Annotated in this window: 11 protein-coding genes; 3 read left to right on the forward strand and 8 right to left on the reverse strand. The window is 66.8% G+C overall.

The features are described 5' to 3' along the window. Nucleotides 1–165: 165 nt before the first annotated feature. Nucleotides 166–831 carry a GntR family transcriptional regulator gene (locus BLR75_RS18520; protein ID WP_084311998.1) on the forward strand — a complete coding sequence of 222 codons (666 nt, stop codon included), beginning with the start codon at nt 166–168 and terminating at the stop codon, nt 829–831. A 30-nt stretch (nt 832–861) separates the two neighbouring features. Here BLR75_RS18520 and BLR75_RS18525 read toward each other — a convergent pair whose 3' ends face one another. The 3 genes from BLR75_RS18525 to BLR75_RS18535 all read right to left on the reverse strand — a co-directional run bounded on the left by BLR75_RS18525 (nt 862) and on the right by BLR75_RS18535 (nt 2622). Then, nucleotides 862–1074, reverse strand: coding sequence for a YgdI/YgdR family lipoprotein (locus BLR75_RS18525; protein WP_084311997.1), 213 nt, complete (start codon nt 1072–1074; stop codon nt 862–864). A 103-nt stretch (nt 1075–1177) separates the two neighbouring features. Further along, a complete protein-coding gene (locus BLR75_RS18530) occupies nt 1178–1579 on the reverse strand; it encodes an SMI1/KNR4 family protein (protein WP_084311996.1) in 402 nt (133 codons plus the stop codon). A 185-nt stretch (nt 1580–1764) separates the two neighbouring features. Further along, nucleotides 1765–2622 (reverse strand): Tim44 domain-containing protein, encoded by an 858-nt coding sequence (locus tag BLR75_RS18535; protein WP_084311995.1) that lies wholly within the window; start codon nt 2620–2622, stop codon nt 1765–1767. 183 nt (nt 2623–2805) lie between these two features. Between BLR75_RS18535 and BLR75_RS18540 the strand changes: the two genes are divergently transcribed. Continuing rightward, complete coding sequence (locus tag BLR75_RS18540) at nt 2806–3435, forward strand: FMN-binding negative transcriptional regulator (RefSeq protein WP_084311994.1); 630 nt, start codon at nt 2806–2808, stop codon at nt 3433–3435. A 140-nt stretch (nt 3436–3575) separates the two neighbouring features. Continuing rightward, nucleotides 3576–5333 (forward strand): cation:proton antiporter, encoded by a 1758-nt coding sequence (locus BLR75_RS18545; RefSeq protein WP_084311993.1) that lies wholly within the window; start codon nt 3576–3578, stop codon nt 5331–5333. Nucleotides 5334–5506: 173 nt separating this feature from the next. Here the strand turns inward: BLR75_RS18545 and uvrD are convergent, their stop codons facing one another. The 5 genes from uvrD to BLR75_RS18570 form a co-directional block, all read right to left on the reverse strand. Then, nucleotides 5507–7690 (reverse strand): DNA helicase II, encoded by a 2184-nt coding sequence (uvrD, locus tag BLR75_RS18550; RefSeq protein WP_084311992.1) that lies wholly within the window; start codon nt 7688–7690, stop codon nt 5507–5509. A gap of 134 nt (nt 7691–7824) precedes the next feature. Beyond that, nucleotides 7825–8349 carry a nitrous oxide reductase accessory protein NosL gene (locus tag BLR75_RS18555; RefSeq protein ID WP_084311991.1) on the reverse strand — a complete coding sequence of 175 codons (525 nt, stop codon included), beginning with the start codon at nt 8347–8349 and terminating at the stop codon, nt 7825–7827. Nucleotides 8350–8364: 15 nt separating this feature from the next. Then, entirely contained in the window at nt 8365–9189 is an 825-nt protein-coding gene (locus tag BLR75_RS18560; RefSeq protein ID WP_084311990.1) for an ABC transporter permease, read from the reverse strand. Next, the gene (locus BLR75_RS18565) at nt 9186–10100 is read right to left on the reverse strand and encodes an ABC transporter ATP-binding protein (protein WP_084311989.1); all 915 of its coding nucleotides are present in this window, start codon (nt 10098–10100) and stop codon (nt 9186–9188) included. Before BLR75_RS18565 ends, BLR75_RS18560 begins: the two co-directional genes overlap by 4 nt. Then, a complete protein-coding gene (locus BLR75_RS18570; RefSeq protein WP_084311988.1) occupies nt 10097–11362 on the reverse strand; it encodes a nitrous oxide reductase family maturation protein NosD in 1266 nt (421 codons plus the stop codon). The genes BLR75_RS18565 and BLR75_RS18570 overlap by 4 nt, the downstream gene beginning before the upstream one ends. Nucleotides 11363–11369 lie beyond the last annotated feature (7 nt).

Here is an 11369-nt window from a genome sequence, read left to right on the forward strand (position 1 = left end):
TTGTTTTTTCGCACATCATCCATTTGTGATCACAAAAAAGTCAATACAGGTCGAAAGACGCCTGTTAATCTGCCGCTATCGATTTTTTGTGATCACAAAAGTGCGCAAATGACCAACTGTAGCCTGACTTTCGCCCAGCTGCCGGCGCCACCGGAGTCCTGACCGATGGCCGACAACCTGCAGCAACAGCTTTACCTGGAGCTTCGCCAGGCCCTGCTGAGCGGGCGCTTCCGCCCCGGCGAACGCCTGAAGATCCGCGACCTGGCCAAGCAGTGGGGCACCAGCCCGATGCCGGTGCGCGCCGCCCTGCAGCGGCTGGTGGCCGAGGGGGCGCTGGAAGGGGAGCCGCAGCGTTCGCTGCGGGTGCCGGAAATGACCCGCGAGCGCTTCCTGCAAATCCTGCAGGTGCGCCAGTCGCTGGAAGGCCTGGCGGTGGAGGAAGCGGTGCCGCGCCTGAGCGACGCGGACCTGGCGGAGCTGCGCGACTGTTCCGCGCGGATGGAGTCGGCCCTGGAACGGCGTGATGTACAGGCGTACCTGATCGACAACAGCCGCTTTCACCTGGCGCTCTACCGCGCCAGCGGCAACCCGGTGCTGCTGCGCCTGATCGAGGCGCTATGGCTGCAGGTGGGGCCGTTCTTCAACCGCCTGTTCACCGAAGCCGACCTGTCGCTGCGCCTCAACGATTTCCACGAGAACGCCCTGGAAGCCATGCAGCGCCGCGATGCGCGGGCTGCGCGGAGGGCCATCGAGCAGGACCTGGGCTATTTCGGCCAGTACCTGCTCAACCTGCTGGAACTGGAGGCAGGCGGCCGCCTGGGCGCGCGCTGAGCAGAGGCGCAGCGGAAGCGGAAGCGGTTCCTACAGCGACTTGATGAAGCGGACGTTGTCCTTCTTGATCAGGATGGTCTCGCCGTTCACCTGCTCGAATTCGTAGTAGTCGTTGTACTTGTCGAATTCGGAGTGATCCTTCACCAGTACTTCGCTGCCGTCCTGCAGCGTGACCACGGCCTTGTCGGCACAACCGGCGAGGCCGAGCAGCAGGGCACCGAGGAAAAGGGTCTTCAACTTCATTAACGTCTCCACAAGGCATCGCACCGGGCCACGCGGAAAAGGGCAGAGTGCGCTGAGTTGCCAGTGAGACCATCGAAGCGGCGGGAAATTCCGGAGCGGCGGCTCAGCTGTCGAGCCATACGTCGCGTGCCCAGGTCCACACCGAATCCCAGGTTTCGTCAGTAAGTTCGCCGTCCGCCCAGAGCACGACCTCGCCGTCCTCGGCCACCGCGTAGTAGTCGTCACCATCGGCGCAGAGCGGTATCAGCTCGCGTGGCAGGCCCATCGACCAGGCCACCGCGGCCACGTCCGGAAGGTAGGTATGGGAGTGCTCGTCGGTCACCGTAACCGGTTCCAGACGGCCATAAACCACGTCGCTGACCTGCAGGAGAAATTCGCGAAATTCCGACGGAATGCCTATCAGCAGCTCTTCCTCGATCTCCACCAGCAGTTCTTCGTCGGGCAGTTCCAGGGGAACCGGGACGGGTTCGTTGGCTTCGCGCAGTTTTTCGATCACATCTTCCATGTCGGGCCCTCGCATTGATTGGCGCGCTTTATACAGTAGTAGCCGGCGTTTTGCGCACGGCCACGGCTGGCACGGGTGCCGGACGGGCGGCAGGGGGCAGCGGAAGCGCTTTTCGCAGGTCTGGGTGCGCGGGTAAGAAAAAAAAAGCCCGGCAAGAATGCCGGGCTCCTTCATCTCGCCATGGATCAGTTCTGACGGATGCCCGCCAGCAGCCACGGCTGGTTCTCGCCCTGGGCACGCTCCATGCGCCAGCTTTCGCTGAACGGCTCGCCCTGGTCGAAGCGCGAGGTCTTCGATACGCCGCGGAAGGTCAGGGTGGCGACGGTCTTGTCGGCCAGGTCGTCCAGGCCTTCCAGCTGCACGTCGAGGTTGTCGATGTAGGTCGACTGGTAGGCATCGCCGATCTCGGCGCGTTCCTGCTTGAGGAACTGCAGCATCTGCGGGGTGACGAACTCGGCGATCTTGTCCATCTCGTTGGCGTCCCAGTGCTGCTGCAGCGACAGGAAATGCTCGCGGCCGGCGCCGACGAAGCGCTCCTCGTTGAACCAGGACGGCGCGTTGATCGCCGGACGGACGGCGGCCGGCTGGGCGGCGCCACCGAAGATCGACGGCTGGGCGGCCGGCATCTCGCGCTGCATCGGCGCGTGACCGGCCATGGCCGGCTGGGCCTGCTGGCGGCGGCGGGAGGCGATGAAGCGGAAGGCCAGGAAGGCGATCAGCGCGATGATCAGGATGTCGAGGAACTGCATGCCATCGAAACCGTCACCCATGAACATCGAGGCGAGCAGGCCACCGGCGGCGAGACCGGCCAGCGGGCCGAGCCAGCGCGAGGCGCCGCTGGCGGGAGCGGCGGCCCCCGGACGGCCGGCCGTCGGCGCAGCGGCGGTGGAGCCGGGCGCGGCGTTCGGCGACATGTCGCGGGTCTGGTGGCTGGGCGCCGAGCCCATGCTCTTGCCGCCACCGAATCGTTTGGCGGCGTTCACGTCCAGGCTGAGCGTCACGGCGACGCAGAAGGCCATGGCAAGGCTGAGAAAGCGCTTCATCGTGTAGTTCTCTTGGTTGGAATACGACGCGCGTCATGTTGCCACGCCTTGGGTGCGCGGCCACCCGGATTTTGTATCGGACTATTGCCCGGCATCAGCAACTGATTCCGGCAACTGTGTCTGGCGCGCTGGTCTGCGCTGGAGTACACCCGAAGCTCCACCCGTCGAGAGATTGCCGCCGCCATGTACCTGCCGACCGCCTTCCGCCAGAAGGACACCACCGAAATGCTCCGGCTGATCGCCGAGACGCGCCTGGCCACCCTGGTCACCGCCGGCGCGCAAGGGCTGCAGGCCACCCATCTGCCGCTGATCCTGGAGGCCGGCGAAGGCGAGCACGGCACCCTCTACGGCCACCTGGCGCGGGGCAATCCGCAATGGCGCGAACTGGCCGCCGGCACCCCGGCGCTGGTGATCTTCCAGGGCCCGGACGCCTACGTCAGCCCGGCCTTCTATCCGGCCAAGGCCGAGCACGGCAAGGTGGTGCCGACCTGGAACTACATCGCCGTGCACGCCCATGGCACGGCGGAGACCATCGAGGACGCGCCGCGCCTGCTGGACATCGTCACTCGCCTGACCCGCCTGCACGAGCAGGACCGCGCACAGCCCTGGGCAGTGAGCGACGCACCCGAGGACTACATCGCCGGCATGCTGCGCGCCATCGTCGGCCTGCGCCTGCCGATCGAACGCCTGGAAGGCAAGTGGAAGCTCAGCCAGAATCGTTCGCCGGAGGACATCGAAGGCGTTCGCCAGGGGCTGGCCGAGTCGCCGTACCCTGGCGAGAGGCAGCTTGCGGAGCGCATCCCCAAGGGCTGAATCGGGTCGGCGGATTCCCTTTGTTAATCAGACTGTTACTGATTTTTACAAGGACGCCGGGAACGATCCGCGAATGGTAGTCTGAGCCGCGCGAGGCCGGTGGCCGCGCGATCCCACCATTCATCGCGAGGACCGCCACCATGCATGCCATCGATTTCATCCAGGACCTCGCGGTGATCATGCTGGTCGCGGGCATGGTCACGGTCCTCTGCCACCGCTTCAAGCAGCCGGTGGTGCTCGGCTACATCATCGCCGGCCTGATCATCGGCCCCTACACCCCGCCATTCGGGCTGGTCCACGACGAGCAGACGATCAAGACCCTCGCCGAGCTGGGGGTGATCTTCCTGATGTTCTGCCTCGGCCTCGAATTCAGCCTGCGCAAGCTGTTCCAGGTCGGCGCCACGGCATTCCTCGCGGCCTTCCTGGAAATCACCCTGATGATCTGGGCCGGCTTCGAGATCGGCCGGCTGTTCGACTGGGGCACCATGGACTCGCTGTTCCTCGGCGCGATCCTGGCGATGTCCTCGACCACCATCATCATCAAGGTCCTGACCGACCTGAAGATGAAGAACGAGCGCTTCGCCCAGCTGATCTTCGGCGTGCTGATCATCGAGGACATCCTCGGCATCGGCATCATCGCGCTGTTCTCCGGCATCGCCGTGAGCGGCGCGGTGGAGACCGACCAGGTGTTCGCCACCGTCGGCAAGCTGAGCCTGTTCATGATCGTCGCGCTGGTCATCGGCATCCTGCTGGTGCCGCGCCTGCTGGCCTACGTGGCGAAGTTCGAAAGCAACGAGATGCTGCTGATCACCGTGCTCGGCCTGTGCTTCGGCTTCTGCCTGCTGGTGGTCAGGCTGGAATACAGCATGATCCTCGGCGCCTTCCTGATCGGCGCGATCATGGCCGAATCGCGCCAGCTGGGGCAGATCGAGAAGCTGATGGAGCCGGTGCGCGACATGTTCAGCGCGATCTTCTTCGTCACCATCGGCCTGACCATCGACCCGCGGGTGCTGGTGGACTACGCGATGCCGATCCTGGTGATCACCATCGTGGTGATCCTCGGCAAGCTGATTTCCTGCGGCGCCGGCGCGTTCATCGCCGGCAACGACGGGCGCACCTCGATGCGCGTCGGCATGGGCCTTTCGCAGATCGGCGAATTCTCCTTCATCATCGCCGCGCTGGGCATGAGCCTGGGCGTGACCAGCGACTTCCTCTACCCGGTGGTGGTCGGCGTCTCGGCCATCACCACCCTGACCACGCCCTACCTGATCCGCTCGGCCGACCCGCTGGCGGTCTACCTGTCGAAGAGCATGCCATCGCGGGTGGTGTCGGTGTTCGGCATGTACGGCGAGTGGCTGCGCAGCATCAAGCCGCGCGGCGACAAGGCGATGCTGGCCGGCATGATCCGCCGCATCCTGCTGCAGGTGCTGGTCAACCTGGCGATGGTGATCGCCATCTTCTTCGCCCTGGCCTACTTCGCCGGCCCGCTGTCGGAATGGCTGTCGACCTGGATCGCCCACGAGGCACTGCACAAGGCGGTGATCTGGGGCGCTGCGCAGCTGCTCTCGCTGCCCTGCCTGATCGCCGCCTACCGCAAGCTCAAGGCGCTGGCGATGCTGCTGGCGGAGATGGGCGTCAAGGCGGAAACCGCCGGCCGCCACACCGCCCGCGTGCGCCGGGTGATCGCCGAGCTGATCCCGCTGCTGTCGCTGGGCGGCATCCTGCTGCTGCTCGCCGCGCTCAGTTCGAGCATCCTGCCGACCGGGGAACTGCTGGTGGTGGTGGGCCTGGTGGCGGCGCTGGCGAGCGCCCTGCTCTGGCGCTGGTTCATCCGCGTGCACTCGCGCATCCAGATCGCCCTGATGGAGACGCTGGAGCAGGACAAGGGCGGGCATTGAGATTGTCGTAGGAGCGAGCTTGCTCGCGAACCTTCGCTGGACGCGGGAGCGTCCGGGGATGCGTTCCCACGCGGGAGCGTGGGAACGATTGTCATTGAATCTTTCGCGGGCATGGCCCGCTCCTACAGGGGAGACCGCATTTGTAGGAGCGGGCCATGCCCGCGACCGGAGGCCTACACGGCTTCCAGCTTCGCATACCCCAGCATCAGCCACTTGCTGCCTTCGCTGGAGAAGTTCACCTGCACCCGCGCCTGCGCCCCGGCGCCCTCAAAGTTGAGGATCACCCCTTCGCCGAACAGCGGATGGCGCACGGCCTGGCCGAGGCTGAACGGGGTTTCCGGCACGCCGGCGCCGCTGAAGATGCTGCTGCCGCTGCGCTGGCCGCCGCCGAGCGGGCGGCTCACCGAGTTGGACAGGCGCACTTCCTGGATCAGCCCCGGCGGAATCTCGCGGACGAAGCGCGACACCTTGTTGTAGGTCTCGCTGCCGTACAGGCGGCGCGTCTCGGCGTAGGTCAGCACCAGGCGCTGCATGGCGCGGGTGATGCCGACGTAGGCCAGGCGGCGTTCCTCTTCCAGACGGCCGGGTTCTTCCAGGCTCATCTTGTGCGGGAACAGGCCCTCTTCCATGCCGGCAAGGAACACCAGCGGGAATTCCAGGCCCTTGGCGCTGTGCAGGGTCATCAGCTGGATGCTGTCCTCGAAGGCGTCGGCCTGGGTGTCGCCGGACTCCAGCGCGGTGTGGTCGAGGAAGGCCACCAGCGGCGGCACGTCGTCGTCCTCGGCGTTCTCGAAGGCACGGGCGGCGCTGACCAGTTCCTCCAGGTTCTCCACCCGCGCCTGGCCTTTCTCGCCCTTCTCTGCCTTGTGATAGGTGATCAGCCCGGACTGCTCGATGACTGTCTGGGTCATCTGGTGCAGCGGCATGCCCTCGACCTTCACCGCCAGCAGGTCGATGGTCTCGAGGAAGCCCTGCAGCGCGCTGGCGGCGCGGCCGGCCACGGCTTTCGCGGCGATCACGTCGTTGATGGTGCGCCATAGCGAGGTGCCGTTGGCGCGGGCGGCGTTGCGCAGGGTCTCGACGGTCTTCTCGCCGATGCCGCGCGGCGGCACGTTGATCACCCGTTCCAGCGCCGCGTCGTCGTCGCGCAGGCGGATCAGGCGCAGGTAGGCCAGGGCGTTCTTGATCTCGGCGCGCTCGAAGAAGCGCTGGCCGCCGTAGATGCGGTAGGGAATCTTCTCCCGCAGCAGGGCTTCCTCAAGTACGCGGGATTGCGCGTTGGAGCGGTAGAGGATGGCGATCTCGCTGCGCTTGAGGCCGTCCTTGCGCAGGGCGTCCTCGATGGCCTCGACGATGTAGCGCGCCTCATCGTGCTCGTTGAAGCCGGAGTACAGGGTGATCGGATCGCCATCGCTGCCGTCGGTCCACAGCTCCTTGCCGAGCCGTCCCTGGTTGTTGGCGATCAGCGCGTTGGCGGCCTTGAGGATGGTGCCGGTGGAGCGGTAGTTCTGCTCCAGGCGGATGTCCTCGGTGTTGGCGAAATCGTCGGAGAAGCGCTGGATGTTCTCGATCTTCGCCCCGCGCCAGCCATAGATCGACTGGTCGTCGTCGCCCACCACCATCAGGCTCTGGCCGCCCTTGGCGATGAAGCGCAGCCAGGCGTACTGCACGGCGTTGGTGTCCTGGAACTCGTCCACCAGCACGTGGCGGAAACGCCGCTGGTAGTGCTCCAGCAGGCTCGGGCGGTCGCGCCAGAGTTCCAGCGAGCGCAGCAGCAGCTCGGCGAAGTCCACCACCCCGGCGCGCTGGCAGGCGGCCTCGTAGGCTTCGTAGATCTTCAGCATGGTGGACAGATACAGGTCGCCGTTGGCCTGGATGTTCTGCGGGCGCAGGCCCTCGTCCTTCTGGCTGTTGATGAACCACTGCGCCTGGCGCGGCGGCCAGCGCTGCTCGTCCAGTCCCAGCTCGCGGACCACCCGCTTGACCAGGCGCAGCTGGTCGTCGCTGTCGAGTATCTGGAAACCCTCCGGCAACCCGGCTTCCTGCCAGTGCGCGCGCAGCAGGCGGTGCGCCAGGCCGTGGAAGGTGCCGACCCACATACCCATCGGGTTGATCCCGAGCAGCTGCTCGATGCGCGCGCGCATCTCGGCGGCGGCCTTGTTGGTGAAGGTCACGGCGAGGATGCTGTGCGGCGAGGCGTGCTCGACCTGGATCAGCCAGGCGATGCGGTGCACCAGCACGCGGGTCTTGCCGGAACCGGCGCCGGCGAGCACGCGCTGGCGCCCCAGCGGCGCGGCCACGGCCTGGCGCTGGGGATCGTTGAGGGAGTTGAGCAGGAGGGAGAGATCGTCATTCATGGGGCGGCATTCTACCGACGGGCGGTTTTCCCCGGCAAACCGGCCCGCCGTCCGGCAGCTTCCCGGCGAAAGCCGGGCAGGCAGCCGGCCAATTGCCATCCGTCATGCCTGGGTGGGGCGATCTCCCCGGGTATCTAGTGCTGGTGCTGATGGTCGCCGGAGACGCCCTGCAGCACGCTCTGGTCGATCTCGCTGAAACGCAACACGCGGCCACCCTCGGCGTTGGCCATGCGATCCGCGTCGGCTCGCTCGGCAAACGATGCCAGGGTCGCGCCCATCGCGCCCGGACGCTGCACGCCGACCACGTAGTAGGCGCTGGTGGCGTCGATCAGGTGGCGGTCATCGGGATGGTTCCAGTCGCTGCGGGCCATGTCGTGCACGTACAGGCGCGCACCGCTGTGCTGGTTTTCCGGTTGCAGCCACCAGCCGAGCAGTTCGGCGGTGGAGCAGAACTTGCGCACCGAACCGGGTGCGACGGCCTCGCCCTTGGGACCGGCGAAATCCCCGATGACCATGCCGCAGACGTGGCATTCATCCCCGCTCTGGAAGGGCACCGGGGCGAGGTTGGCGGCTTCCTGGCCGGTGTCGTCGCAGCCGCCGAGCAGCAGGCCGAACAGTCCGGCGGCAAGGCCGAGTCGAAGTGGACGTGACAACAGCATGGTGTACTCCTCAGGTCAGATCGGTCGCCGGCGGAACAGCGCATAGGCCAGCGCCAGCGCCGCCAGGGTCCAGGCGCACAGCGCCAGCCACAGGGCGGCAACGGGTACGGCGAGGTCCCGGCCGAGGGTCAGGACGCCGCCCAGCTCGGAACCGAAATCGGGCAGGTTGATCAGGCGGTAGAGATCGGTGGGGTTGAGCAGCAGCAGCCAGGGCAGCAGGTTGGCGCTGACCTGGCCCTTGCCGATCACCAGCAGGGCCAGCAGGGCGAGGTCGAACAGCAGCACGAAGAAGAACCACACCCCCAGTGCCAGGCCGGCGGCGGTGGACTTCTCGCTGACCCGGCTGCTCAACGCGTAGGCCATGGCCAGGAAGGTCCAGCCAAGCAGGCAGGACGACAGGATGAAACGGCCGAAGGAGCCCAGCAGCTGCGCCAGCGGTATGCCCGGAACCAGCACGGCGATGGCCAGCGCGGCGGCGGAAAAGCCCAGCAGCGTAGCCAGCCCGAGAATCAGGCCATGACCGAGGAACTTGCCGATCAGCAGTTGGCCGCGGCCCAGCGGGTAGGTCAGCAGGAGCATCAGCGTGCCGCCCTCCTCCTCGCCGACGATGGCGTCATAGGCCAGCAGCAGGGCGATCAATGGCATCAGGAAAGTCGCCAGGCTGGTCAGGCTGGCGAGCGTGGCCGGCAGCGAGGTGAAGCCCACCTGGCCGCTTGCCGCCGCGCCGAGCCAGGCGATGCCGACGGCAAGCAGGGCGAACAGCAGGCTGATCGCGAGCAGCCAGCGATTGCGCAGGCCGTCGGCCAGTTCCTTGCGGGCGATGTTCCAGATCGGATTCATGCTGGGACTCCCGGGGCCGGTTGCGTGCTTTCCATGTGGTGGCGGTAGAGGTCCTCCAGCGACGGCGGCAGCACCTCGAGCTCCTGCGCGCGCTCCGCGAGCAGCACATTGAGCACTTCGTGCTGGCGCTCCTCGCCGACCCGCAGCTCCAGCCGCCGGCCATCCAGGACGGTGACGCCATGGCCCGCCGCACGCCAGTGCCGCGGCCAGTCGCCATCGGGCGTGCCGGCATAGCGGATGCGCACCGGCAGTCCGGCGTCCTTGCGCAGTTCGGCCAGGCTGCCGGCGGTCAGCAGCCGGCCCCTGGCGAGGATCGCGGCGCGGTCGATGTGCGCCTCGACGCCGGGCAGCACGTGGGAGCAGAGGATGATCCCGGTGCCCTGCGCGCGCAGGCGGTCCAGCCACTGGTACAGCTCGATGGTGGCGATGGGATCGAGGCCGACGGTGGGTTCGTCGAGCAGCAGCAGCTGCGGCTGGCCGAGCAATGCCTGGGCCAGGCCGAGGCGCTGGCGCATGCCCTTGGAGTAGGTCTTCACGCGGCGCCCCGCGGCGTGGCTCAGACCGACCTGTTCGAGCAGGTCGTTCACCTCGCAAGGCCGCGCACCCTTGAGCCGGGCGAAGTGCTGCAGCGTCTCGCGGCCGGTCAGTTGCGGGTAGAAGGTCACGTTCTCCGGCAGGAAGCCGATCCGCCGGCGTACGTCCGGGTCTTCCGGCGCCCGGCCGAATACCCGCACCGTGCCGCGGGTCGGGCGCAGTAGGCCGAGGATCAGCTTGATCGTGGTGGTCTTGCCGGCGCCGTTGTGCCCGAGCAGGCCGAGCACCTCGCCGGCGCCGAGCTGGAGGTCGAGCCCGTGGAGGGCGGTGAAGCCGCCGTAGTCCAGGGAGGCTGCATGGATTTCGACGGGTTTCATGGACGCGACTCCTCGTTCGGGGCCCGTATCAGCGGGGAGCTGTCGCGCACGCCGGGCGGGCGGATGACCGGAAAGGCGCGCTGGACCCAGCGCAGCAACTCGATGGCCGGGCTGGTCATCAGCAGTTGCACCTGCGGATACAGCCACAGCAACTGGTCGACCTTGTCGTTGGGTTCGTAGGCGACATCGCCGATTCCGTCGGCATTGCGGTCCCAGCCCAGGTAGTCGCTCCAGTAGTTGCCGCGGCCATCCGCCGACCATTCCTGGGTGCGGCTGGCGACGTACTTGACCTGCTGGCGGTTGCCGACGAAGGCATTGCCGCTGATGCGGTTGTCCTCGGAGCCAGCGGTCAGATGGATGCCCAGGGCGCTGCCCGCGAAGCGGTTGTCCTCGATGCGGTTGAACAGCGAGTTGTAGATGAACAGGGCCTTGCCCTCGGCTCCGGCGATCATGCTGTCGCCGCCGCCATCGCCGCTGCGGACATTTTCCACGCGGTTGTCGGTGAGCGTGGAATAGGTGATGTAGTTCATCAGGATGCCGTAGTTCTGATCGTCCACCGAACGGTTGCCGACGACGGTGAGCTTGCGGCTCTGCATCAGGGCGTAGCCGGTGCGGGTATGGCGGGTCAGGTTGCCGCTCACGCGGCTGTTGTGGGTGAACATGTAGTGCACGCCGTAGCGCAGGTCTTCGAAGCGGTTGTCTTCGATGGCGCTGTCGTTGGAGGTGTCGATGTAGACGCCGTCACGGGTCTGGCGCACCTGGTTGCCGCGCACCAGGGCGTTCTTCACCGCGTAGAGGTGGATGCCGTTGCCGCGGTCCTGGGAGCGCACGCTCGGGTCGCCCTGGATGCGGTTGTCGAGGATCTGGACGTCCTGGGTGGCGTCGATCCAGACGCCGAAACCGATGCCTTGCAGGTCATTGCCGCGCACGATCGTGCCGGTGGCGATCTTGTCGACAAAGATCGCCGCGTCCATGGCCGTCAGGTCGTGCCCCCAGTTGCGCAGGGTGCAGCCTTCGACGGTGACGCCGGGTACCTGGACGTGCAGCGTGCTGCCCTGGCCCTGGCCGTCGATCAGCGCGCCCGGCGCGCAGCGCAGGTGCAGTGGATGGTCAATGAAGAAGTTGCCGGTGTAGGTGCCGGCCGGCAGCGTCCGGATATTCCCGTCGGCCTGCAGCGGCAACTGGTCGATGGCTTGCGGCTGCGCCTGGACGCCTGCCGCGATCAACAGCAGCAGGGCAAGACTCGGCCTCGATAGTCCCATGCAACAC

Source organism: Pseudomonas jinjuensis, from assembly GCF_900103845.1.
Taxonomy (GTDB): Bacteria; Pseudomonadota; Gammaproteobacteria; order Pseudomonadales; family Pseudomonadaceae; genus Pseudomonas; species Pseudomonas jinjuensis.